Consider the following 23,036-nt stretch of genomic DNA (forward strand, 5'->3'; position numbering starts at 1 on the left):
GTGTTGATTTTTGAACGGGGAAAAGGGGAGAATGATTATGACAAACGAGGTAGTAATCGTGAGTGCTGTGCGTACAGCGATAGGCTCATTTCAGGGGACATTAAAAGACGTACCAGCGACAACGTTAGGTAGCATTGTCATTAAAGAGGCGTTAGCACGTGCAGGTGTAGCAGGAGAACAAGTAGATGAGGTCATTATGGGGAATGTCTTAGCGGCAGGGCTTGGACAAAACCCAGCTCGTCAAGCGGCAATTAAAGCAGGGTTACCTCACGAGGTATCAGCATTAACAATTAATAAAGTATGTGGATCGGGTTTAAAGGCTGTTCATTTAGCCACACAGGCGATTATAGCGGGAGATGCTGAGATTGTTGTTGCGGGGGGCTTTGAAAATATGAGCCAAGCACCTTACGTCTTAAAAAATGCACGAGAAGGCTTCCGAATGGGCGATCAAAAGGTAGTAGATGCAATGATTCAAGATGGCCTATGGTGTGCTTTTAATGATTATCATATGGGGATTACCGCTGAAAATTTATGTGATATGTATCAAATTTCTCGAGAAGAGCAGGATGCTTTTGCGGCTCGTTCTCAGCAACGTGCAGAGGCAGCGATTGCAGTTGGCAAGTTTGAAAATGAAATCGTGGCTGTCGAGATTCCACAGCGTAAGGGAGAGCCACTTCTTTTCAATAAAGATGAATTTCCACGAGCAGGTGTGACAGCGGAGTCCTTAGCTAAGCTACGACCAGCATTTAAAAAGGATGGCTCCGTTACCGCAGCGAACGCATCGGGTATTAATGATGGTGCAGCAGCAGTTGTGGTGATGTCAAAGGAAAAAGCACAAAAGTTAGGCATTCAACCAATGGCGATTATTACAGCGAATGCCAGCGCAGGTGTCGATCCAGCTATTATGGGGACAGGTCCTGTAAAAGCTGTCCAAAAAGCACTAACAAAAGCAGAGACAACTTTAGACGATATCGATTTAATTGAAGCAAATGAAGCATTTGCAGCACAATCAATTGCTGTAGATCGTGAATTAAGCTTTAATCATGATAAACTAAATGTGAACGGGGGTGCTATTGCTCTTGGTCATCCAATCGGTGCAAGTGGTGCTCGTATTTTAGTGACGCTATTGCATGAAATGGAAAAGCGTGACGCAAAAACGGGCTTAGCCACATTATGTATCGGTGGGGGACAAGGCGTAGCAACTGTTGTAAAGCGCCCTTGATATCAATAAGAAGGTGAATGTAATGGGAAAGAAACGAAAACAGCAGCAACGCACTGACAATAGCATGACAGCTAGCCTACCTAAGCAAGAGGCGGTCACATTAGCGGATCAGCTTGGCGGCGATGTGCTCGCAAAATTAAAAGCGGCGAAGCAAGATTTAACTGCTAAAGAGCAGGCGGCAGAGGAAGAACGTCAAGCAAAATTAGCGTTTGAACGCAAACAACGTGAAAAAAATAAATCGTTTGAAGAATTACTAAACGAATACGGCGATAAAGGCTCTAAATTTTAAAAATAAAGCAGTGAATTCACACAGGTGAGTTCACTGTTTTGTCTTTTACAGCATTTAAATTATGTCGTTATAGTCGATATACAAAGAGAGATTTTTGAATTTAATGGAACGGGAGACGCTGCCAATAACATATACCTAATTGTAGTTTAGTATCAATTAAATTATGTTAGGAGAACAACATGGTAGAATTACAGACAGAAAGAATAAGATTAATTCCTTTAAACGCCAAGTATCTAAAATTACTAATAGAGCATGAGAAACAAATGGCCAAGCAGTTGTCATTAAGTATGGGTGAGGGGCGTTTAGATTGTGAGCTTAAACAAGCATTGTATTTTAGACTTTCCAAAGTCGTAGAAGATGAGCAAAACTATCTTTGGCATACGAACTGGTTACTTGTGTTAAAAGAGAGAAATTGTGCTGTTGGTGGCATAATGCTAAAAGGTATGCCAAATGACCAAGAGGAAGTTGTGATTGGGTATTATACTTTTCCTCCTTATCAGGGGCAGGGCTATATGACAGAATCAATCATAGCTCTTCAAAACTGGTTACTTCATCAACTAAATGTAAAATACGTTATTGCAGATACCGAAAAAGATAATGTGGCATCCCATCGAGTTTTAGAAAAAGCAGGAGCTGCCTTGTATAAAGAAACAAACTCCCTCTATTTTTGGAGATTCCAACTTTAAAAAAATGGCTAAGACAAAAGACTATGATTGTGCCTTTTGTCTTTATTTTGGTTAAAAATGGTAATGTCACAAAAAGATTTTTTAGCAAGGCGAGTAGTTCCGTTCCGCCAGCGTCCTTTTCAGGGGCGTCCGATGATCTGCTTCCCTCACTTACGTTCGCTCCAGGGTCTTCTCTGTGATGCTGGCTCCACTCCACATTAACCATTCTGTAAAAGTGTCAGTAGTGAATGAAATATTTCTATTTTTAGAGAGTGGAGACGGGATTAATCACCACTACCATCAATAAAGTAGTGAACACCTTCATTTTATTTGTGAAACCTTTGTAAAAAAGAGAACTCTTTTGTGGAGCGGCAAACCTTTTTTACTTTAAATTCTATGGATATTTTGTTATTCAACACAATGAAGACAAAAGGCTACGGTAATGCCTTTTGTCTTTTATTTTTGAGTATTTTTCTCAATGCTACAACGATACTCACAAAAACAATGGCTCCAGCTGTATCGACTAAGACATCTTGGAAGCTCATTGTGCGACCTGGTGTAAAGCTTTGACGAAATTCGTCAATGATAGCAATTGTAGCTGTTCCTGCAATGGCAATACTTGCTGCCAAACGTCTTTTTCCCCAAGCAAAATACAGACCAAGTGCAATGCATCCAAACCCAATAAAATGTGTCAATTTACGAATTAAAAACTCTACAAATGGAAAATAACCACGTTCTTCAACGGAAACGATGGTTCCCCAATAGGGAATTTTTAAAACAGATAGTTGTTTTTCAAAAGGTTTATTGGCAAGTAGATCTTCTAATTCTGGTAGGATACTCTGTTGCTCATAGGTCATACTAGAGGAGATTACTAATATGACAAGACAGATGATGAAGATCAGCCATTTTTTCATCGGTGTTCTTGATACTGCTCATTTTTAGTCAGTTTATTGGCTGCATTAAAATCTGTGATTACGTTGATTTTTTCATAGGCAGCTAGCGTTTGAGCTAGCTGTTGTTGTGAGCTTGCCCCAATTACCGTTGAAGCAATCGTAGGCTCTTTCAAATTAAAGGCGATGGCCAGCGCATGTAAATCATCATATTGTAAAGCTAAGTCTGTTAACGATGCTGTTAATTCCTCTGCCGTATAGCCGTTAAAACCATTGACCTGTTGTAGACGTTGTTGCCAGCTATTTGTTAATAAGCCCTTTGCCACTGTGCCACGTGTTACAACAGATGCGCCTTGATTTGCAATAAACTCAAACCATTCTTCAGGGCGACGATCTAGAGCACTGTATTGCATCATAACGCTTTTAGCTGAGCTTGCAGGTAAAAATCGCTGCAATACATTTGGACGAATAGAAGAAATGCCATATTCACGAATGAGCCCTTCTTTTTTAAGTCCTTCAAATGTGTCAATAATTCCATCCCAATCATCTTCGATTGTGCCGCCATGTAATTGATAGACATCAATATAGTCTGTACCTAGTCGTCGTAAGCTAGCATGGGCAGCTTCTTGAATATAGTCTGGGGATGCGTCCCAATGCCAACCATCGACGCCTTCTGTCCAACGGTTTCCTACCTTTGTTGCTAGGATGACATCATGACGACGTTTACCTAACGTTGTACCAATGATTTCTTCGTTTGCACCAAAATCATATAAATCCGCTGTGTCGATATAATTAATCCCGGCATCTAATGCCATATCGACAATGGCAGCTGCTTGCTTTTTATCTGTCGAAAGAGACATGCCTCCTAAACTAATCTCTGAAATAAACAATTCACTTATGCCAAGCTGTCTTTTTTTCATATGATCGTCCTCCTTCGATTTCTCTACTTGTAATGGTACAATGAACATATCTGAAGAACAAGCGAGGTTATCGTCAGTGAAAAAGTTTGAGGAAAAAACAACGACAACAACACCAATCTATGATGGAAGAATAATAAAACTACAAATTGATGAGGTAACTTTACCAAATGGACAGGTTGCGAAACGTGAAATCATAAAGCATCCCGGTGCCGTAGCAGTTATTGCCGTTACGGACGAGGGGAAACTAGTGTTGGTAGAACAATATCGTAAAGCGCTTGAACGTTCAATCATTGAAATTCCGGCAGGGAAGCTGGAACCTGGTGAGGAGCCAGTGGTGACAGCACGTCGTGAATTAGAGGAAGAGACAGGCTATGGAGCGCATAAACTGACTTTTTTACAAACATTTGCAACATCACCAGGCTTTGCGGATGAAGTTATTCATTTGTTTGTAGCGAGGGAATTATATACAATAGATAATAAAGCAGATTTAGATGAGGATGAATTTGTCGAATTATTAGAAGTTTCGTTGGAAGAAGCACAAATAATGGTGGCAGATCAGCGTATATATGATGCTAAAACGGCATTTGCAGTACTCTGGCTGGCTGCCAATTTAGAAAATAATCTTTTAGCATAATAGAGACGGACGAGCATAAGCTGTACAAACCTTGATAGAAAAGGAGCATGTTTATGTCTCGTACGGTGTCTATTTTTTATCACGCTTCCATCATTGCAGTAAGTTTTGTTTGCGGCGTTATTTTCTTTCATATTATTGGTGGACCGAAAGCGGAACCATTTATATTATTTATAGAGCCTCGTTTAGCAGATGGGGACAGGCACTCCATTTTTCGTTTAGTACTGCCTGTCACTATTTCTATAGGTCTTGTATTATTACTAGCAACACATAGCGTATTAAAAGTTTTAGTGCGTGTGACAGTAGCCATACGTGCCACTTTTTTTGGCTTTAGTTCTGTTTTTTTATTACAAAAACTTGAAGCTTTTTGGCTTTATACGATTTGGTGGTTTCCATTTCAGCTCATCTATTGTATATTGTTGCTAGTCCTATGCAATTTACTTGTACCCGCTTGGTCCAAGCGAAAAATCGGGAAACAAGTATCTGGTCGAACAATTTTGTTGAATTTTATCGCATTTTTCATCATAATAGTTGCTGAGTTTATTGTTATTGCTTATGTGTTAAAATGAAGGATTGAATGGACAGAAATTGTGATCAGATAAAAAATAGAAGCATGTTAGAAATCTATTCACTATCTTGTAATAGGATTTACTCCTTTGGTATAATGGAAAGAGTTTAGGGGGGCGTCACATGGAGAGCCGAATTGATCGTATAAAAAAACAGCTGCATAGTGCTAGTTACAAGCTGACGCCGCAGCGAGAAGCGACAGTTGCTGTCTTGCTTGAGCACGAAGAGGACCACCTAAGTGCTGAGGATGTTTATCTTTTAGTAAAAGAAAAAGCACCAGAGATTGGTCTAGCTACTGTTTATAGAACGTTAGAATTATTAACTGAGCTCAAAATTGTCGACAAAATCAACTTTGGCGATGGCGTATCGCGCTATGACCTACGCCAAGAGGGAGCTGCCCATTTCCACCATCATCTTGTTTGTATCGAATGTGGTGCTGTTGATGAAATTCAAGAAGATTTACTTGAAGATGTGGAAGCCGTTGTTGAAAAACGTTGGAACTTTATTATAAAAGATCACCGACTAACTTTCCACGGCATATGCTGGCGCTGTCATGATAAAAACGACGAATCGAATGAAGAAAAATAACAAAAAGCTGTCTGTTTTAATCTTAAGTATAGATTGAATCGGGCAGTTTTTTGTTTTTTTGAGGCAGCAAATGTTTTTGTTCCGAAAGCGAAGTGTAAGAACAGAAGTCTCCTCGGACGAGCTTAATGAAAGAGTTATTAATAACTTGGACACATTTAAGTAGGGTGGCCTTGGATTAATTATAATGTAACGATAATATGGTTGGATTATGTCGAATAGAGGGGGCTTTAGCACATTTCTTAAGGCCATGATAAAATAGAGAATAATTGACAGTGAGGGGGCGTTATGATGAATGAATTTCAATATGCAGTAGAAGACTATATCCATTTTATTCAGGTGGAAAGGCAGTTATCTGTTAATACATTAGCATCCTATCGCCGTGATTTAGAAAGCTATGTGCATTTTTTGCAGGAAGCAGAGGGGATGGCTGATTTTAGCCGTGTGGAACGAACAACTATTTTGCGGCATTTAGAGCAATTGCGAGCACAGGGGAAGACAAGCCGTACCGTTGCCCGTCATATTTCTTCTATCCGGAGCTTCCATCAATTTTTACTGCGAGAAAAGCGTGCAGAAACAGATCCGACTGTTCATTTAGAAATGCCAACTATTGAGCAAAAGCTACCGAATATCCTATCTATCGAAGAAATCGAAGCGTTACTAACAGCTCCGAATCGAAGTAAGCCACAAGGTATACGTGATCTTGCCATGCTAGAGTTACTATATGGATCTGGCATGCGCATCAGTGAACTCATTGCACTGGATTTAGCCGATATTCATTTAACGATGGGCTTTGTCCGTGTCTTTGGGAAGGGTGGGAAGGAACGAATTATTCCACTTGGCAAAAATGCCCTTTCGGCGATTAATGCCTATTTAAACGGTGCTCGTGGTCAGTTGCAAGGAAAGCACCCAAAAACAGATGCGTTTTTTATTAATCAAAGAGGGAAACGTTTAACAAGGCAGGGTTGTTGGAAATTAATGAAGGAGCATGCTTTAAAGGCAGGCATCCAACATGAATTAACCCCACATACATTGCGTCACTCCTTTGCAACTCATTTGGTCGAAAATGGCGCTGATTTACGAGCGGTGCAGGAAATGCTTGGTCATGCAGATATTTCTACAACGCAGATTTATACACATATTAGTAAAACAAGATTATCTGAGGTCTATAAGCAATTCCATCCACGTGCTTAAAACTCTTCAATTAAGTAAAAATTATTTTAGTCGGATGTCTGACCTTTATTTTTCGCATTTTTTTGGTAAAATAGAGTCATGAGATTAGGAGGCAACCATTATGAATAAACCGTTTAACAAAATCCATGTTGTTGTCATGGACTCAGTAGGTATAGGTGAAGCGCCAGACGCAGCAAATTTTGGTGATGTTGGTGCACATACATTAGGACATATCGCTGAAAAAATGAATGGGCTTACAATGCCAGTGATGGAGTCCTTTGGTTTAGCAAATATTGAATCATTGCAAGGTATGCACGCGGCTACAGAGCCAAAAGCATACTACGGTAAAATGCAAGAAGCATCTGTCGGCAAAGACACGATGACAGGCCATTGGGAAATCATGGGGTTAAATATCGATAAACCATTTAAGGTTTATCCAGAAGGATTTCCAGCGGAGCTTATTGCTGAGTTAGAGCAACGTACAGGTCGTAAAGTACTGTGCAATCAACCAGCAAGCGGTACACAAGTGATTGAAGATTTCGGTAAGGAACATATGGAAACAGGTGCGATTATTGTTTATACATCAGCCGATCCTGTTTTACAGATTGCTGCTCACGAGGAAATCATTCCATTAGAAGAATTATATAAAATTTGCGAAATGGCGCGTGAATTAACATTACAGCCTGAATATTTAGTAGGACGTGTCATTGCAAGACCATTTGTTGGTACGCCAGGCAACTTCACACGTACTGCCAATCGACATGACTACGCATTGAAGCCATTTGGTCGTACAACAATGAATGTTTTAAAGGACGCAGGATTAGATGTCATTGCCATTGGAAAAATCTCAGATATATTCAACGGTGAAGGTGTCACTGATTCGGTACGCACAAAAAATAATATGGATGGTATGGATCAATTTGCAGAGGTTGTCCGCCGTGATTTTCGTGGGATGAGCTTCTTAAATTTAGTGGACTTTGACGCCAACTTTGGTCATCGTCGTGATCCATTAGGCTATGGACAGGCACTACAAGAATTTGATGCACGCCTACCAGAAATTACAGAAGCGATGTCAGAGGATGATTTATTAATCATTACTGCCGATCACGGAAATGATCCAACCTTCCATGGGACAGATCATACACGTGAATATGTACCGTTAATTGTCTATTCACCACGTTTCAATGGTGGAGCAGAACTAGCTTTGCGTGAAACTTTTGCGGATATTGCAGCGACAGTTGCTGAAAACTTTAATGTAGAAGCACCACCATTCGGCAAAAGTTTCTTACATGATTTGAAATAAGGGGGTTTTTCGTATGAATATGGTTCAATTGTTTGAAAAGAAAAAACAAGGAATAGAGCTATCTCAAGCTGAAATTCAGTATTTTGTTGAAGGCTATACGACGGGTTCCATTCCAGATTATCAAGCAAGTTCACTTTTAATGGCCATACGCTTACTAGGTATGTCTGATGATGAAACATTTTATTTAACAAAGGCCATGATCGAATCAGGGGATGTTATTGATTTAACGTCTATTGATGGCTTTAAAATCGATAAACATTCTACAGGAGGAGTTGGTGACAAGGTCACACTTGTTGTCACACCAATTATCGCTTCTTTAGGAATCCCTGTGGCGAAATTTAGCGGTAAGGGTTTAGGCATTACAGGTGGAACAATCGATAAACTTGAATCCATTGAAGGCTTCAAAACAGAGCTTTCATCACAGGAGTTTATTGACAATGTCAATCAGCATAAAATTGCAGTTGCTGGACAAACAGGGAATCTTGTACCAGCCGACAAAAAATTATATGCATTACGTGATGTGACAGGTACTGTCGATTCTATTCCATTAATCGCTGCGTCGATTATGAGTAAAAAAATTGCAAGTGGCGCAGACGGTATTGTACTTGACGTAAAATGCGGCTCAGGTGCGTTTATGAAGACGCAAGAAGAAGCACAGATTTTAGCGGATACAATGACGGCCATTGGAGAAAAACTTGGGCGTAAAGTTGTCGCACATATTAGTGATATGGATAATCCTTTAGGAAAAATGATTGGCAATAAACTTGAAGTTGTAGAGGCGTATGCCTTATTAAGTGGACGCTTGGAAGAAACGCATGAAGATTTGTTGGATGAATGTATTGTTATTTCTTCCTTAATGTACCAAGTTGCCGCTGGCGTGAATGAAGCGGAAGCGACCGCTGCGGTTAAGCGCGTGCTTGCTGATGGTTCTGCTGCTGCAAAATTTGAGGAGTTCATTGTTGCACAAGGTGGTGTAGTTTCTGATATTGTCCAAAATGAAACCGCTCATAAAGTAGCGGTGACAGCTGTTGCAGAGGGCACTGTGGAAACCATTAATGCCTTATTAGTAGGTGAAGCGAGTGTCAGTCTAGGTGCTGGACGATTAACGAAGGAATCGGTACTTGATTATGATGCAGGCATCCAGCTGATTGCTAAAAAAGGTGACCATGTCAATCATGGCGACACGATTGCTTATTTATATGCCAATCAACCAATTGTTGAAGAGACAATCAATAAAATACAGCAAGCATATACAATTGCATAAAGATTCGTTAGCGAGGGCTCTCACTTTAAGTGAGCTCTCGCTTTTTTTGCGTTCTAAGGATCGTTAAACTTTAGCTAGCAATGGCGTTTAGAAAATGTAGATTTATCCCATACTGCACTTAACCTAAAAAGCTATAAGTATGTCGATTAGACACTATTTCGGAAGACTTTGCACTAGTTCTGTCAGCCGCAAGGATTCATTGCATTGAATGTGGAATTGCACGAGGAGGAGGCGATGTTCATGCATTATCAATTAGAAATGGTCACAAGAGAGACTGTCGTTATACGTTTGTTTGGGGAGCTCGATCACCATGCAGTAGAACAAATTCGAGCGAAAATTTCTACAGCAATTTTTCAAGGCACTGTGACGACCATCATTTGGAACTTAGAAGGGCTTTCCTTTATGGATAGTTCAGGCGTTGGCTTAGTGCTTGGTCGAATGCGTGAGTTAGAAGCAGTTGCTGGGCGAACTATTTTATTGAATCCATCGCCAACAATGCGAAAAGTATTTCAATTTTCAGGATTAGGGCCATGGATGATGGATGCAACAGAGGAACAAGCGATTGATCGCGTAAGGGGGATTGTAAATGGATAACGAAATGACATTAACATTTTTAGCACTTAGTGAAAATGAAGCCTTAGCCCGTGTGGCTGTTACAGGTTTTATTGCACAATTAGACCCAACTATTGATGAGCTATCAGAGTTTAAAACAGTTGTCTCTGAAGCGGTTTCCAATGCCATTATTCATGGCTATGAAGAAAATGGTAAGGGTGTTGTTACAGTTCATGCAAAACGTGAGGATGACATTGTAACGGTATCTGTCATGGATAAAGGAATAGGAATTGAGGACGTTAGTCGAGCAATGGAGCCATTATTTACAACGAAAAGTGCGATGGAGCGTTCGGGTATGGGCTTCACCATTATGGATAGCTTTTCAGATCAGCTAACAGTAATGTCTAAATGGCAAGAAGGAACAACTGTAACGTTTACGAAGAAATTTTACACAGTTCGCACAGCGGTAATGTGAGGTTGAGACAGTGAAGCCGCTAGAACAGTCGTCCGATAAGCTATTGTCTCAGGAGGAAATGCGTGATTTAATTGCACGCGCACAGCAGGGCGATCATGAGGCTCGTAAACGAATGGTAGAAGGCAATACGAGACTTGTGTGGTCCATTGTTCAACGTTTTACAACGAGAGGTGTTGAGCTTGAGGATTTATTCCAGATTGGCTGCATAGGGCTGATGAAATCTGTAGATAAATTCGATTTAACCTATGATGTGAAGTTTTCAACCTATGCAGTCCCTATGATCATTGGTGAAATTCAACGCTTTTTGAGGGATGATGGCATGGTGAAGGTGAGTCGCTCTATTCGTGAGCTAAATTTTAAAATTCGTCATGCTACAGATGAATTTATTAAGAAAAATGAACATCCACCAACCATTCAAGAACTTGCTCAGGTACTTGGTGTGACAACGGAGGAAATTGTCACAGCATCCGATGCGCTGAGAGATCCAGCATCTCTTCATGAGCAATTGTATGAAAGTGAAGGGGATTCCATTACATTGATGGACCAAATGAAAGATGAAAAATCTGAGCAACCATTTGATTATATCCCATTGAAGGAAGTACTCACGAGACTTGAACCGAGAGAGCAGTCTATTATTTATTTACGCTATTTTTCAGATTGCACGCAAACAGAAATTGCGAATAGGTTAGGGATATCACAAGTACAAGTGTCTCGTTTAGAGAAAAAAATCCTTGCCCAGCTGAAAAGTTGGATGGCTACAAGCGCTACCGTGGAGCAGGAAGCTATAAAAAAAGACATCTAAGAAAATGGTGACAGCATGACAAATAAATTATTTAACAGCTTAGAAGAAGCCGAAGATTTTCTTATTGAACATTTTGGTGACGGCGAATCATTTGACGTTGGTATTAAACACTTATTTGTCAAGGATTTGCCGGTCCTTTGTGCATATATTAGCGGGCTTGTGGACGGAGAAGCTTTAACACAGTTACTCTCTAGCATGCTTCCAAATGAAGACATTGACATTGATGTGGAGGATGAGAAGGAATATTTTGAGTCCTATTTTAATTTCCATGGGCGTTCAGAGGAAACAGAGCGTAAAGCCTATTTATTAGCCATGTTAAGTGGACAAGTCACCTTTATTACTAAAAGTGGCTATTGCTACGTTGCAGAGCTGAGGAATTATCCAGGACGTTCTCCAGAAGAGCCAGATAATGAAAAGGTAATTCGTGGTTCGCGGGATGGCTTTACAGAAGGAATTTCTCAAAATACGGCTTTAATACGTAGGCGAATTCGCAATAGTAATTTACGTTTCGAGCTACATAAAATATCCAAAATCGGCCAAACCGACGTGGCGATCGCGTTTATGAAGGATATTGCCAATGAAGATATGCTCGAAAATTTACGACAGCGCCTTGGACAAATTAATCACGATGGCTTGACGATGGCCGATAAATCATTAGAAGAATGGCTTTTTAAGCAAAAATTCCATCCAGTGCCATTTGTACGCTATACGGAACGACCTGATATTGCAGCAGCGCATCTGCTTGAAGGGCATATAGCGATATTGGTCGATACCTCACCATCCGTGATTTTAGTACCTGTTACTATATTTCATTTATTACAGCATGCGGAGGAATATCGACAGGCACCAACAGTTGGTACGTTTGTGCGATTTATGAGGTATTTTGGTTCTGTCATGGGTTTACTTTTATTACCATTGTGGTATGTGTTTGCTACAAATGAATCCTTACTGCCGGATGCCTTATCCTTTTTAGGCACCGAAGAGAAATCGCATGTACCATTATTATTGCAAATATTGATTGCAGATATAGGTATTGAATTTTTAAGGATGGCCGCCATTCATACTCCGTCACCATTATCGACTGCGATGGGATTGGTTGCGGGGGTAATCATTGGTCAAATTGCTATTGATGTAGGATTATTTTCTGCGGAGGTAGTTCTTTATACAGCAGTAGCAGCTATTCTTATTTTTATCATTCCATCATATGAACTCAGTATCTCGATCAAAATTTTTAGGTTGCTGTTATTAATTATAACGGGTCTCTGGGGTGTCAATGGCTTATTTATTGGCTTATTTTTATTGTTTACGTATTTATGTTCATTACGACCTATGCAGGCACCTTATTTATGGCCGCTTGTTCCATTCTTCCCAACGGCAATGCTTCGTGTCATCATTCGTTTCCCAATGACTTCGGATGCATTAAGACCTTATGTAGTCGCTTCCAAACAGCGAAAAAGATCATAGGAGCCGTTGCACTCGTTTTTTTCATGTGATAAAGTTCACATATAGTATTTTGTGATTTTTGCAAAAATTATTTTCATTCAAGAAAAAGTAGGGTATATACATTTTTCTTTTAATATTTTTATGGAAATAATTACTTGATGGGATGCCACGAAAGTCCCTACAAAGTGTGAAAATAACAAGATGGAACGATGTGAAAAGGGAGAGATGCACATGCATTTATATGGAACACAAGCGATTTCTGAAGATGGTCATTTAACAATTGGACAGGTAGACACACTAGAGCTAGCAAAAGAGTATGGTACACCACTTTTCGTGTATGATACTGCACTTATTCGTAAGCGTGCACGCAGCTTTATCGATACGTTTAAAAAATTAGGCGTAAAAGCAGAAGTAGCTTATGCTTCAAAAGCATTTGCATGTGTAGCGGTGTATCAATTAGCAGCAGAAGAAAATTTATCCTTGGATGTTGTATCTGGTGGGGAGTTATTTACTGCCTTAAAGGCAGGCTTCCCAGCAGAGCGCATTCATTTCCATGGTAATAATAAAAGCATTGCTGAAATAGAGCTAGCTTTTGACTCCAAGATTGGATGTATGGTTGTAGATAATTTCTATGAAATACAGCTTTTAAAAGAAATTTCGGAGCGCCGTCAGCAAAAAATGCGTATTTTATTACGTGTTACACCAGGTGTGGAAGCACATACGCATGATTTCATCACGACAGGTCAAGCAGATTCAAAATTCGGCTTTGACTTAAACAATGGTCAAGCGGATGAAGCATTCCAACAAACATTTAACCATGAATTCCTAGAGCTACTTGGCTTACATTGTCATATTGGCTCACAAATTTTTGATACTGCTGGCTTTGGCTTAGCTGGAGAAAAATTGATTGACAAAATTTCTGATTGGAACAAGACTCACGAATTTACGTGTACTGTGTTAAACTTAGGTGGGGGCTTTGGTATTCGTTATACTGAAGAAGATGCACCGCTGGAACCACAAGTTTATGTAGAGGATATGATAACAGTTGTGAAAAATAAAGCAACTGTGCTTGGACTGAAGATGCCAGAAATTTGGATTGAACCAGGTCGATCACTTGTAGGTGATGCAGGAACATCTCTTTATACAATCGGTTCACAAAAAACAGTGCCAGATGTGCGCAAATATATTGCGGTTGATGGTGGGATGAGTGATAACATCCGCCCAGCATTATACGATGCTAAGTATGAGGCAGTCATTGCAAGTAAAGCGAATGAGCCGAAAAATGAACTCTATACAGTGGCTGGTAAACTATGTGAATCTGGCGATAAATTAATTATTGATGCGAAACTACAAGATGCTGCTTCAGGCGATGTGTTAGCCATATTCTGTACAGGTGCGTATGGTTATTCGATGGCTAGTAACTATAACCGTGTGCCAAGACCTGCTGTTGTATTTGTAGAAAATGGACAGCATCAACTAGCTATTCGCCGCGAAAGTTATGAAGATATTGTGCAAAACGATCTCCCGCTAACTTTAAAAAAGGGTGAGTAAATTTGAGGAAAAATAAGTGGGTATTACTAGCGTCCATTTCAACTTTTATTTTGTTGTGGGGCGTTGTCTATTGGGTGTTGGCGTCTAAAGGTATTCTCGGACCTGGTTCGTAAGACAGAAATTGGCTTGCGGTAAAAGTACAAATCGTGTAGGATAGTCAAAGATTATGTACAGCTAGAAAAAGAGGGAATAGACAAATATGTTAATTCGATATAAGAAAGCTTTAGAGAAAATAGCAATGGGGCTACTTTCATTTATGCCTAATGAAAAAGACGTAAAAAAGCTTACAGAGACCATCCACTCCTATGAAAATGACGATAATTGGGTTTTATATTTATGGAAAAAGAATGATGAATATGTTGGCATTGTTGGGCTTGTCATTGATGAGCATAATACAGCTACCATCCAGCATGTATCGGTGATCCCTTCCTATAGGGGTGAAGGCGTAGCAACGGAAATGCTTCAAGAAGTGGCAGAACTTGGCCAATATGAAAGTGTACGTGCTACCGATGCAACACGGAGCTTGGTTCAAAAATGTATCCATTGTAAAGATGAAAAAGCAGACGATTAACAGCGTCTGCTTTTTCTTTGTTTGCTTTCTTGCCGCTCTGCAAGAATATGTGAGCGATCTCGTAGCATATGTTTATGAAGAAGATAGTTTGAACTACTAGAAGGCAAGAGCTGTATACGTGCAATCGTTAACTCCAGCAAATTGGGAGAGAGAGGGAGCTGGATAGCTTGAAAGGAATTGCCCGTTTTCAACGAAATAAGGGTCGTTGTTACTTGTGTTAGGAGTTGCTGATAATCGATTTCTTGGAAAAAAATATGGCCTTCATTTTCTTGGAAATTATGAAGTGCCTTTTCTAAAATTCGTATAGCGCCAGTATTGTTACCACGTCGCCAATGATAGAAACCTGTTGCAAGCTGCACATAGCCAACAAGCGGATGCATTTTATCACCAGATGCAATTTCCTTCCAATATTCCTCCAGTACTTCATGGCATTCAAAAAAATCTTGATTGCCATTAAAATAAGCACAGTAATCTATAAATAAAGTATGATGCTGTGGATGCATTTTGGACTCCTTTCCACTATACTAAAAGAACATAGAATCTCAGGGTGGTAAAATAATGTCTTATGAAGTAAAATTAGAAGCCTTTTCAGGGCCTCTTGATTTATTATTGCATTTAATTCACAGATTGGAAATTGATATCTATGATATCCCAATGGCTGAAATTACACAACAATATATCGACCATATACATGCAATGCAAGTACTGGAATTAAATGAAGCAAGTGAATATTTAGTAATGGCAGCAACATTGCTGGCAATTAAAAGCCGCATGCTATTGCCGATTCATGAAGGTGAAATGGAAGACGCAGAATTAGAAGTGGACGGCCCTGACCCTCGTGAAGAACTGGTGCAACGCTTAATTGAATATAAAAAATATAAGGAAGCAGCCAGTAATTTGCAAGAGCTTGAAACGGACCGATCACAAGTATTTACAAGGCCTCCAGCTGATTTAACAGGGTTGGCCTCGGATGAACAAATGGCTTTGTTTGATTTAAATGTGAACATCTATGATATGCTTGGAGCATTTCAAAAATTGATGCGTCGCAAAAAATTAAAGAAACCACTAAAAACGACAGTAGCGAGGCAGGAAAGATCAGTAAAAGATCAAATGCGTTCTGTTGTTGATTCTTTACGTTTAACAGGTGGACGTGCATCATTTTTCGAGCTTTTTCCCTATGAAGATAAGCCGACACTTATTCTGACGTTTGTTTCCCTTCTAGAACTGATGAAACGTCAGGTCGTCGTCGTAGAACAAGATGGTAACTTTGAAGAATTAACGGTTACCTTGCAGAAGGAGGAATGGGAAGATGACGAAAACTTTGATGTTACAGAGTAGAATTGAAGCCTTATTATTCGTTGTTGGAGATGATGGCTTAACGATTAAACAGCTATCGCAACTTTTAGGAGAACAGGAAGAGCTGATTGTTCAGGCGATGAGTGCATTGAGAGAAGCCTTTGACGAAGATGTAGCAAGAGGCATTACTGTGAAGGAAATTGCAGGCGTTTATCAGCTCATTACAAAATCTGAGTTTGCTGATACGATTCAAAGATTAGTAGAGAATCCAACGGCACAATCCCTATCCCAAGCCTCCTTGGAGGTGCTGGCGATAGTGGCTTACAAACAGCCCATTACACGTGTAGCAATAGAAGATTTGCGCGGTGTAAAGTGTGAACGACCAATTCAAACATTAGTGTCACGAGGATTAATTAAAGAGGTAGGGCGTTCAGAAGGAACTGGACGTGCCATACTATATGGAACGACAAAAGAATTTTTACATTATTTTGGCTTAAATACTATTGAAGAAATGCCGCCTCTACCTGAAGAGGATCTTGTTGAAACAGAACAAGAAACAGATTTATTTATGACAAAGTTCCAAGAGACATTTAGCAGTGCAAAATAATGATTAGGTATAATGCGTAGCCTTCAACATAAATATGAATCTATATTTTCCTATCACATTAAATAAGGAGTGGCTCGTTGCTTCGGTTATTTCGTTTAACACTGTTCATGCTCATGATATTAATGGTAATGCTTCCTCAAACTAGCTTTGCCAGAGGGGGAAGTGGCTATGCTGTCTTAGATGGTGCTACAGGCCGCGTTTTAATAGGGTCTAATAGCGATGAACGCTTACCTATTGCTAGCCTAACAAAAATTTGGACAGCACTTGTTGCAATCGAAAATAGTGACCTGCAAGATGAAGTTGTGATATCACCGAATGCCGCTATGGCTGAGGGGAGTTCTATTTATTTACAGGCTGGCGAAACAGTAACAGTCGAAACGTTATTGTACGGTTTAATGCTGCGTTCAGGCAATGATGCTGCGACCGCTTTAGCAGAACACGTAGGGGGTTCTGTGGAGGGCTTTGTCAAATTAATGAATGAAAGAGCTGTGATTGCAGGTCTGACTAACACGGTTTTTATGAACCCTTCTGGTCTTCATCATGATGAGCATTTATCGTCAGCAAGAGATACTGCTGAGATGTTAAGACTTGCTTTGCAAAATAAAACATTTGAGAAAATTGCTTCAACGATTCTTTATCGGGCGAATACGGTAAACGGAATGCTTTGGGAAAATAAACACCGATTATTAAGAGAAGGTTCAGGGATGGCTGCACATATAGATGATGAAACGGAGCAGCCTGTTAGTTCTTTAAAATCAGCGACTGGCACTGCGTTCGCTGGAAAAACCGGCTTTACAAAGGTTGCTGGACGTACACTAGCAACAGCCTTTCAAAAGGACGGGCAAATCTGCATTGTTGTCACTTTAAATGAATCCGATGATTGGAATGTACATCGAGGTTTATCGAATAGAGTATGGCAAGACTATAGCCTTGAAACCGTAGTGAAGAAGGGCAAATACAACGTCAACAAAAAGTTAGCTATTCGATTAGAAGAGCCCGTTCGCCTACAATTAAATAAAGAAGAAAAAGAGCAGGTGCGGCAAGTTTTACATGTATCAAGAAAACGTCAAGAAGCTGTCTTGTCGATCTTTATTGGTGAAGAGCGTATTTATGCAACTCCAGTAAAAGTTGAATCAGCAGATCGTTAAAAACGATTTGCTGATTTTTTTAGTATGGAATCTCTGCGAAATGATGGAGGTATATTGCATAAACAGCCAAGTGATTCAGTGCAATATGCTTTTATTTTGAGCCGTTCTTTCGTGCTCCTATAATCTGCATTACTAGACAACTAACTGCTTGGAAGAAAGGTGAGTAAATCAATATAGAAAAAGCTGACGCAACAATACATGCTAAAATTTTTTTGTGCTACAAGATGTTTTAACAATTGAGCAAACACTAACAAAATGATAGCTTTCTTGTCTGTTAAAATAAAGATTTTTAAGTCGATTCGCTTTTTTGCCAAATGAGTATACTGGTTATGAGGAACGTAAAATGTAGGTGCAAATGATAAGAAATTTGTGAATGAGAAATAATTTGGAATACTCAATTAAAAAATGTGAAATTTGTTTTTCTTTAATAATGCTTAAAAGTATGACATAATTTTCACAGATTAGCGGGAAAGATAACCCTATTCATTAGAGCGAAATCGAATGATGACGAAAGTGTCAATGTGAAAGAAAACTAGAGGTGAAAAAATGGAAAGATTACAAAAGGTCATTGCCTATGCAGGAGTTGCTTCAAGGCGCAAGGCAGAGCAATTGATAGTAGAAGGCAAAGTAAAAGTTAATGGTGTAGTTGTTCGTGAGTTAGGAACGAAGGTTTCTAATTCTGATACAATTGAAGTAGAAGGTGTGAAATTGGAAAAGGAAGATAAGGTATATTATTTACTTTACAAACCACGTGGAACAATTTCGGCTGTGACGGATGATAAAGGACGCAAAACTGTCACAGATTTATTTCACCATATTCCGCAACGTATTTTCCCAGTTGGTCGTCTTGATTATGATACATCTGGATTATTGTTATTGACAAATGATGGGGAATTCTCCTATATGTTGACACATCCGAAGTTTAAAATTGATAAAACCTATATCGCGCGTGTCAAAGGTATTCCAACAATTGAAGGGCTTAAAAAACTTCAAAGAGGGATTAAATTAGAGGATGGGAAAACAGCTCCAGCTAAGGTTAGTATGACATCCTTTGACGAAAAAGCAGGCAAAGCAATTTGTGAAATTACGATTCATGAAGGACGCAATCGCCAAGTTCGTCGTATGTTTGAAGCCATTGGGACACCTGTTGTCAAATTAAAACGTGAACGCTTTGCATTCTTAGATTTATTCGGCCTTACACCAGGAGAATACCGTGAATTATCAAAGCATGAAGTCAAGCAATTACGTGTTTTAGCGGAGACTGGAAAGCTTGATTAAAGAACATTTGCCAAAAGAAAGTAGATACCACAATAGGTATTATTTGGGTGTTTACACTTTCTTTATGGTGAATTCGTTCATAAATCATTCATAATTAATAGCTAAGTGTTTTTGTATCATTTTGCTATAATAGGTGAGAATAGTACACCTAGTAACAGTTTGTTCAAAAGAACTGTTACACATACAATCTGGTATTGTTGACGTCAATTTGAAAGAAGTTTTTACATAATTAAAGACGTATATAAAATGAAAAAGTTCATTGGGTCTGCATTAGGTAAAAGCTTCGCGTTTACAAACTTTACGCTAAGCCGTAATTGATAGGGGGTTTATTAACTTGGAGAAAAAGAAAAAGCGTCTCGTACTGCGAACGGTCATCTTAGCACTGCTAGCGTTGGCAATCGGGTACACAGTATATGGAACAGCGACAAAGGAAAAAGTAGAGTTAGTGGCAGTAGGCTCTGAAGCACCTGACTTCACGTTAGTAGATTTAAACGGTGAAAAACATAAATTGTCGGATTATAAAGGACAAGGGGTATTTTTAAACTTCTGGGGAACTTGGTGTAAGCCTTGTGAGAAGGAAATGCCTGCGATGGACAATCAGTATCAAGAATTTAAAGATCAAGGTGTACAAACTTTAGCGGTCAATATCGCTCAAACTGATTTTGAAGTGCAGAATTTTGTTGATCGGTATGGTTTATCATTCCCAGTAGTGATCGACAAAACGAAAAGTGTTATGACTGCTTATAATGTAGGTCAATTACCTGCTACAGTATTAATTGATCCTGAAGGCAAAGTGACTAAGATTATTACAGGTGAAATGACGGAGGAAAATATCGCTTCGTACATGGAATTAGTGAAGCCGGAATAAGGAGTATATGACGATGGAAAAAATCATTTGTGCTTGCGGTCATAGTAACCCATACGGCACGAAGCTTTGTGAGAAATGTGGTCGTCCTTTAACCGAAGAAGAACAGCAAAATAAAGTAGTTGATATGCGCTACGATGGTATGGCCATTCGCTCTAAAACATATAACAAGTCATTTATTGATAAAATATGGAATTTCTTCTCAAGTGTTAAAGTCGGTATATCCTTAATTATTATCACATTAATTGCTGCTTCAATCGGAACATTACTACCACAAGAGTTTTACGTGAAAGCTTCTGATTTGGAGAAGGGAGCTTATTACGCAGACGTTTATGGTACATTCGGTAAAATTTATTATACGTTAGGCCTTTCAGATTTATATAGCTCGTGGTGGTTCCAAATTTTAGTTGGTATGCTTGCTGTATCCATTATTGTGGCAAGTCTTGACCGGGGAATACCACTTTATAAATCATTGAAGAATCAACGTGTGAAAAGACATGAAAGCTTTATGAAGCGTCAGCGCATTGTTGCAGAAGGACAAGTGACAGCAGGCGCAGAGGAAACGCTTGATAAAGTGGCACAAAAAATGTCTGAGATGAGATATTCTGTTCGTCGAGATGGTAGCGCTCTCTTAGCTGAAAAAGGACGCTTTTCTCGTTACGGTCCGTACATAAACCATGTCGGTCTCATTATCTTTTTAGGTGGGGTCATGCTACGTCTGGTGCCAGGTTTCTATGTTGATGAATCAATCTGGGTACGTGAGGGCGAGACACGTGCGATTACTGGCATGGACGGTTATTTCATTGAAAACAATGATTTTGTTTTAGAGACACATGATAATGAACCACAGGGTGAGCAAGTAAAGCAGGGTGTAAATGTTGTTGCGAAAAATTTCCAAACAGATATTACACTATATAAGCAGCCTAAAGATGCTTTGCCAGGTGACACAGATAATCTAGAAAAAGTAAAAGACTATTCCATTCGTGTAAACCATCCTTTAAAGGAAGATGGCTTTGCGCTTTACCAAATGGATTATCGTTTAAATGAATTAAAGCAAATGAATTTCGAATTAATCAATAAAACGACTGAACAATCACTTGGTAAGGTGGAAATTGATTTAACAAACCCAAAAAAGGAATATGATTTAGGTAATGGTTCTTCCGTTCAAATTCTTGTTTATACACCAGATTTTGATGGATTTGAAAATGGGGAGCCACAAACAAAAACATCCATTCCAAATAACCCAGCATTCTTATTTAAAATGACAACACCAGAAACACCTGAAGGCGAAGTGAGCTTTGTTGAAATTATGCAACCTCCTTTAGAGCCGCTTGGTGAAAATAAATACAGAATGAAATTTGCAGCAGCAGAAATGCGTGATATGTCAGGTATTACAGTACGTAAAGATCGTACAATTCCTATCTTATTTGTTGGGGGCGTCATCTTTATGATTGGTGTTGTTATTGGTTCTTACTGGAATCACAGACGTTTATGGATTCAAGTGGAACCAGATGGCCGTGTGTTAATGGCTGCCCATGTTAACAAAAATATGTTCAGCATGAAAAAGGATTTAGATGCTGTTACAACATTTGCTGCATTGCCTCCGTATCAAGATCAGTTAGAGAAAGATGAGGCTGGCGAAGAGTCCACAAATGGTGGCATTAAAGAAAAGGAAGGTGACAACACCTTATGAGTTTGATTGACTTAAGTGGAAACCTATTATTTGTAGCTTTTATTGCTTATCTAGTTGCGACATTATTATTTGGTGGTTCAATTAAGCAAGCAAATGCTACTGGTAAAAATACTGGCAAATGGGGCAAGCTTGCCATTGTGGTAACCATTATTGGTTTCTTATCACAGCTAGGTTATTTTATTACGCGTTGGATCTATACAGGACATGCACCAGTAAGTAATATGTTTGAATTTACGACTGCCTTTGGTATGTTCATTGTTGGCGCGTTTATTTTAATTTATTTTATTTATCGTTTGACTGCACTAGGGCTAGTTGCATTGCCTGTTGCATTATTAATCATCTCATATGCAGCAATGTTCCCGAAAGAAGTAAGTCCGTTAGTACCATCGTTACAAAGTCATTGGCTAACGATTCACGTTATTACAGCAGCATTAGGACAATCTATTTTAGCCATTAGTGCTGTAGCAGGGCTCATTTATTTATTAAAAGTAGTCGATTTAACAAAGCCTTCTAAACAACGTTTTTGGTTAGAAGCCGTGATGTACTGTCTTGTAGTAGTGGTTGGTTTTGTCGCAGTGACATCTACATTCGGTGCTATGGATTATGAGTCTAGCTATAATTATGTGGATAAAGAAGGAACTACTCGTAAAATTATTTACAATTTACCGCCAATTTTCGGTATGAATGAGTATGAAGCAGTTGAAGAACATGGCATGTCACCGCTAGTAGAAATGCCTGCATTAATTAATGCCAAAAAATTAACAACTGTTTTTTGGTCATTATTGGTAGGGTCAATCTTGTATTTATTAATTCGTTTAATCGCTCGTCGTCGAATTAGTGCCATTTTCCAACCACTTGTTAAACGCGTTAATTTGCAATTATTAGATGAAGTTGGTTATCGTTCGGTGCTGATAGGATTCCCTGTATTTACCCTAGGTGCTTTAATTTTTGCGATGATTTGGGCACAAATTGCTTGGAGTCGTTTCTGGGGTTGGGATCCAAAAGAAGTATGGGCTCTTATTACATGGTTATTCTACGCAGCATTCCTACATTTACGTCTATCAAAAGGCTGGGAAGGTCGAAAATCTGCTTGGTTGGCATTAATTGGTTTCGGAATTATTTTATTTAACCTAATTGCTGTTAACTTAATTCTTGCAGGTTTACACTCTTACGCGTAACTTGTAAAATAACAAGCCTTTTCGCTGTGGCGAAGAGGCTTTCTTTTCTTTTCAATATGTGTCACACC

25 protein-coding genes are annotated in these 23,036 nt (G+C 39.3%); 22 read left to right on the top strand and 3 right to left on the bottom strand.

The features are described from left to right. The first annotated feature begins 37 nt into the window (after nucleotides 1–37). From MHI04_RS05930 to MHI04_RS05940, 3 genes are all read left to right on the top strand, one after another. Entirely contained in the window at nucleotides 38–1,222 is a 1,185-nt protein-coding gene (locus MHI04_RS05930; RefSeq protein ID WP_342535403.1) for an acetyl-CoA C-acetyltransferase, read from the top strand. A 22-nt stretch (nucleotides 1,223–1,244) separates the two neighbouring features. Next, nucleotides 1,245–1,511, top strand: a complete 267-nt coding sequence (locus tag MHI04_RS05935; protein WP_036127968.1) for a YqkE family protein — start codon at nucleotides 1,245–1,247, stop codon at nucleotides 1,509–1,511. Nucleotides 1,512–1,690: 179 nt separating this feature from the next. Continuing rightward, nucleotides 1,691–2,197, top strand: coding sequence for a GNAT family N-acetyltransferase (locus tag MHI04_RS05940; protein WP_330493478.1), 507 nt, complete (start codon nucleotides 1,691–1,693; stop codon nucleotides 2,195–2,197). 413 nt (nucleotides 2,198–2,610) lie between these two features. Here MHI04_RS05940 and MHI04_RS05945 read toward each other — a convergent pair whose 3' ends face one another. Then, a complete protein-coding gene (locus MHI04_RS05945; RefSeq protein WP_342535404.1) occupies nucleotides 2,611–3,090 on the bottom strand; it encodes a VanZ family protein in 480 nt (159 codons plus the stop codon). Further along, nucleotides 3,087–3,986: an aldo/keto reductase gene (locus MHI04_RS05950; protein ID WP_089932067.1), complete on the bottom strand. Its 900-nt coding sequence runs from the start codon at nucleotides 3,984–3,986 to the stop codon at nucleotides 3,087–3,089. Before MHI04_RS05950 ends, MHI04_RS05945 begins: the two co-directional genes overlap by 4 nt. A 76-nt stretch (nucleotides 3,987–4,062) precedes the next feature. Here MHI04_RS05950 and MHI04_RS05955 point away from each other — a divergent pair, with 76 nt between their 5' ends. The 12 genes from MHI04_RS05955 to MHI04_RS06010 all read left to right on the top strand — a co-directional run bounded on the left by MHI04_RS05955 (nucleotide 4,063) and on the right by MHI04_RS06010 (nucleotide 14,903). After that, the gene (locus MHI04_RS05955; protein ID WP_089932069.1) at nucleotides 4,063–4,620 is read left to right on the top strand and encodes an NUDIX hydrolase; all 558 of its coding nucleotides are present in this window, start codon (nucleotides 4,063–4,065) and stop codon (nucleotides 4,618–4,620) included. Nucleotides 4,621–4,673: 53 nt separating this feature from the next. After that, nucleotides 4,674–5,186, top strand: a complete 513-nt coding sequence (locus MHI04_RS05960; protein ID WP_036127953.1) for a hypothetical protein — start codon at nucleotides 4,674–4,676, stop codon at nucleotides 5,184–5,186. A gap of 121 nt (nucleotides 5,187–5,307) precedes the next feature. Continuing rightward, a complete protein-coding gene (locus MHI04_RS05965) occupies nucleotides 5,308–5,772 on the top strand; it encodes a Fur family transcriptional regulator (protein ID WP_004232171.1) in 465 nt (154 codons plus the stop codon). A gap of 288 nt (nucleotides 5,773–6,060) precedes the next feature. Then, nucleotides 6,061–6,963: a site-specific tyrosine recombinase XerD gene (gene xerD / locus MHI04_RS05970; protein ID WP_036127949.1), complete on the top strand. Its 903-nt coding sequence runs from the start codon at nucleotides 6,061–6,063 to the stop codon at nucleotides 6,961–6,963. A 100-nt stretch (nucleotides 6,964–7,063) separates the two neighbouring features. Beyond that, nucleotides 7,064–8,245, top strand: coding sequence for a phosphopentomutase (gene deoB, locus MHI04_RS05975; RefSeq protein WP_271912586.1), 1,182 nt, complete (start codon nucleotides 7,064–7,066; stop codon nucleotides 8,243–8,245). A gap of 13 nt (nucleotides 8,246–8,258) precedes the next feature. Next, nucleotides 8,259–9,509, top strand: a complete 1,251-nt coding sequence (locus MHI04_RS05980; protein WP_036127942.1) for a thymidine phosphorylase — start codon at nucleotides 8,259–8,261, stop codon at nucleotides 9,507–9,509. A gap of 240 nt (nucleotides 9,510–9,749) precedes the next feature. Further along, nucleotides 9,750–10,103: an anti-sigma F factor antagonist gene (spoIIAA, locus tag MHI04_RS05985; protein ID WP_036127938.1), complete on the top strand. Its 354-nt coding sequence runs from the start codon at nucleotides 9,750–9,752 to the stop codon at nucleotides 10,101–10,103. Further along, the gene (spoIIAB, locus tag MHI04_RS05990) at nucleotides 10,096–10,536 is read left to right on the top strand and encodes an anti-sigma F factor (RefSeq protein WP_036127935.1); all 441 of its coding nucleotides are present in this window, start codon (nucleotides 10,096–10,098) and stop codon (nucleotides 10,534–10,536) included. The genes spoIIAA and spoIIAB overlap by 8 nt, the downstream gene beginning before the upstream one ends. Nucleotides 10,537–10,546: 10 nt before the next feature. Continuing rightward, nucleotides 10,547–11,338 carry an RNA polymerase sporulation sigma factor SigF gene (gene sigF / locus MHI04_RS05995; protein ID WP_036127932.1) on the top strand — a complete coding sequence of 264 codons (792 nt, stop codon included), beginning with the start codon at nucleotides 10,547–10,549 and terminating at the stop codon, nucleotides 11,336–11,338. A 15-nt stretch (nucleotides 11,339–11,353) separates the two neighbouring features. Continuing rightward, nucleotides 11,354–12,802 carry a spore germination protein gene (locus MHI04_RS06000; RefSeq protein ID WP_036127928.1) on the top strand — a complete coding sequence of 483 codons (1,449 nt, stop codon included), beginning with the start codon at nucleotides 11,354–11,356 and terminating at the stop codon, nucleotides 12,800–12,802. Nucleotides 12,803–13,012: 210 nt separating this feature from the next. Further along, the gene (gene lysA / locus MHI04_RS06005) at nucleotides 13,013–14,332 is read left to right on the top strand and encodes a diaminopimelate decarboxylase (RefSeq protein WP_330493480.1); all 1,320 of its coding nucleotides are present in this window, start codon (nucleotides 13,013–13,015) and stop codon (nucleotides 14,330–14,332) included. Between the two features lie 199 nt (nucleotides 14,333–14,531). Then, complete coding sequence (locus tag MHI04_RS06010; protein ID WP_036127920.1) at nucleotides 14,532–14,903, top strand: GNAT family N-acetyltransferase; 372 nt, start codon at nucleotides 14,532–14,534, stop codon at nucleotides 14,901–14,903. Here the strand turns inward: MHI04_RS06010 and MHI04_RS06015 are convergent. Then, nucleotides 14,900–15,406 (bottom strand): DUF309 domain-containing protein, encoded by a 507-nt coding sequence (locus MHI04_RS06015; RefSeq protein WP_342535405.1) that lies wholly within the window; start codon nucleotides 15,404–15,406, stop codon nucleotides 14,900–14,902. The genes MHI04_RS06010 and MHI04_RS06015 overlap by 4 nt on opposite strands. Before the next feature lie 55 nt (nucleotides 15,407–15,461). Between MHI04_RS06015 and MHI04_RS06020 the strand changes: the two genes are divergently transcribed. From MHI04_RS06020 to ccsB, 7 genes are all read left to right on the top strand, one after another. Then, complete coding sequence (locus MHI04_RS06020) at nucleotides 15,462–16,241, top strand: segregation/condensation protein A (RefSeq protein WP_058843273.1); 780 nt, start codon at nucleotides 15,462–15,464, stop codon at nucleotides 16,239–16,241. After that, nucleotides 16,213–16,806, top strand: a complete 594-nt coding sequence (gene scpB, locus MHI04_RS06025; RefSeq protein WP_036127911.1) for an SMC-Scp complex subunit ScpB — start codon at nucleotides 16,213–16,215, stop codon at nucleotides 16,804–16,806. Before MHI04_RS06020 ends, scpB begins: the two co-directional genes overlap by 29 nt. A gap of 77 nt (nucleotides 16,807–16,883) precedes the next feature. Continuing rightward, nucleotides 16,884–17,954, top strand: a complete 1,071-nt coding sequence (locus MHI04_RS06030) for a serine hydrolase (protein ID WP_058843274.1) — start codon at nucleotides 16,884–16,886, stop codon at nucleotides 17,952–17,954. A gap of 546 nt (nucleotides 17,955–18,500) precedes the next feature. Then, complete coding sequence (locus tag MHI04_RS06035; RefSeq protein WP_036127908.1) at nucleotides 18,501–19,232, top strand: pseudouridine synthase; 732 nt, start codon at nucleotides 18,501–18,503, stop codon at nucleotides 19,230–19,232. Nucleotides 19,233–19,566: 334 nt separating this feature from the next. Beyond that, the gene (gene resA / locus MHI04_RS06040) at nucleotides 19,567–20,100 is read left to right on the top strand and encodes a thiol-disulfide oxidoreductase ResA (RefSeq protein ID WP_036127905.1); all 534 of its coding nucleotides are present in this window, start codon (nucleotides 19,567–19,569) and stop codon (nucleotides 20,098–20,100) included. A 13-nt stretch (nucleotides 20,101–20,113) separates the two neighbouring features. Then, nucleotides 20,114–21,790 (top strand): cytochrome c biogenesis protein ResB, encoded by a 1,677-nt coding sequence (locus MHI04_RS06045; protein ID WP_036127902.1) that lies wholly within the window; start codon nucleotides 20,114–20,116, stop codon nucleotides 21,788–21,790. Next, on the top strand, nucleotides 21,787–22,968 hold the full coding sequence (ccsB, locus tag MHI04_RS06050) for a c-type cytochrome biogenesis protein CcsB (RefSeq protein ID WP_340833828.1): 1,182 nt from the start codon (nucleotides 21,787–21,789) through the stop codon (nucleotides 22,966–22,968). The genes MHI04_RS06045 and ccsB overlap by 4 nt, the downstream gene beginning before the upstream one ends. Nucleotides 22,969–23,036 lie beyond the last annotated feature (68 nt).

The organism is Lysinibacillus sp. FSL K6-1151 (genome assembly GCF_038630755.1).
Lineage (GTDB): Bacteria > Bacillota > Bacilli > Bacillales_A > Planococcaceae > Lysinibacillus > Lysinibacillus fusiformis_D.

What these genes read in the sequence shown, in the direction of transcription:
- MHI04_RS05930 (WP_342535403.1), top strand. Translation starts at nt 38, where the DNA reads ATGACAAACGAGGTAGTAATCGTGAGTGCTGTGCGTACAGCGATAGGC.
- MHI04_RS05980 (WP_036127942.1), top strand. Translation starts at nt 8,259, where the DNA reads ATGAATATGGTTCAATTGTTTGAAAAGAAAAAACAAGGAATAGAGCTA.
- deoB (WP_271912586.1), top strand. Translation starts at nt 7,064, where the DNA reads ATGAATAAACCGTTTAACAAAATCCATGTTGTTGTCATGGACTCAGTA.
- scpB (WP_036127911.1), top strand. Translation starts at nt 16,213, where the DNA reads ATGACGAAAACTTTGATGTTACAGAGTAGAATTGAAGCCTTATTATTC.
- ccsB (WP_340833828.1), top strand. Translation starts at nt 21,787, where the DNA reads ATGAGTTTGATTGACTTAAGTGGAAACCTATTATTTGTAGCTTTTATT.
- MHI04_RS05935 (WP_036127968.1), top strand. Translation starts at nt 1,245, where the DNA reads ATGGGAAAGAAACGAAAACAGCAGCAACGCACTGACAATAGCATGACA.
- MHI04_RS05940 (WP_330493478.1), top strand. Translation starts at nt 1,691, where the DNA reads ATGGTAGAATTACAGACAGAAAGAATAAGATTAATTCCTTTAAACGCC.
- MHI04_RS05945 (WP_342535404.1), bottom strand. Translation starts at nt 3,090, where the DNA reads ATGAAAAAATGGCTGATCTTCATCATCTGTCTTGTCATATTAGTAATC.
- MHI04_RS06045 (WP_036127902.1), top strand. Translation starts at nt 20,114, where the DNA reads ATGGAAAAAATCATTTGTGCTTGCGGTCATAGTAACCCATACGGCACG.
- spoIIAA (WP_036127938.1), top strand. Translation starts at nt 9,750, where the DNA reads ATGCATTATCAATTAGAAATGGTCACAAGAGAGACTGTCGTTATACGT.
- MHI04_RS05950 (WP_089932067.1), bottom strand. Translation starts at nt 3,986, where the DNA reads ATGAAAAAAAGACAGCTTGGCATAAGTGAATTGTTTATTTCAGAGATT.
- MHI04_RS06020 (WP_058843273.1), top strand. Translation starts at nt 15,462, where the DNA reads ATGTCTTATGAAGTAAAATTAGAAGCCTTTTCAGGGCCTCTTGATTTA.
- xerD (WP_036127949.1), top strand. Translation starts at nt 6,061, where the DNA reads ATGAATGAATTTCAATATGCAGTAGAAGACTATATCCATTTTATTCAG.
- MHI04_RS06015 (WP_342535405.1), bottom strand. Translation starts at nt 15,406, where the DNA reads ATGCATCCACAGCATCATACTTTATTTATAGATTACTGTGCTTATTTT.
- MHI04_RS05960 (WP_036127953.1), top strand. Translation starts at nt 4,674, where the DNA reads ATGTCTCGTACGGTGTCTATTTTTTATCACGCTTCCATCATTGCAGTA.
- MHI04_RS06035 (WP_036127908.1), top strand. Translation starts at nt 18,501, where the DNA reads ATGGAAAGATTACAAAAGGTCATTGCCTATGCAGGAGTTGCTTCAAGG.
- spoIIAB (WP_036127935.1), top strand. Translation starts at nt 10,096, where the DNA reads ATGGATAACGAAATGACATTAACATTTTTAGCACTTAGTGAAAATGAA.
- lysA (WP_330493480.1), top strand. Translation starts at nt 13,013, where the DNA reads ATGCATTTATATGGAACACAAGCGATTTCTGAAGATGGTCATTTAACA.
- MHI04_RS05965 (WP_004232171.1), top strand. Translation starts at nt 5,308, where the DNA reads ATGGAGAGCCGAATTGATCGTATAAAAAAACAGCTGCATAGTGCTAGT.
- MHI04_RS06000 (WP_036127928.1), top strand. Translation starts at nt 11,354, where the DNA reads ATGACAAATAAATTATTTAACAGCTTAGAAGAAGCCGAAGATTTTCTT.
- MHI04_RS06010 (WP_036127920.1), top strand. Translation starts at nt 14,532, where the DNA reads ATGTTAATTCGATATAAGAAAGCTTTAGAGAAAATAGCAATGGGGCTA.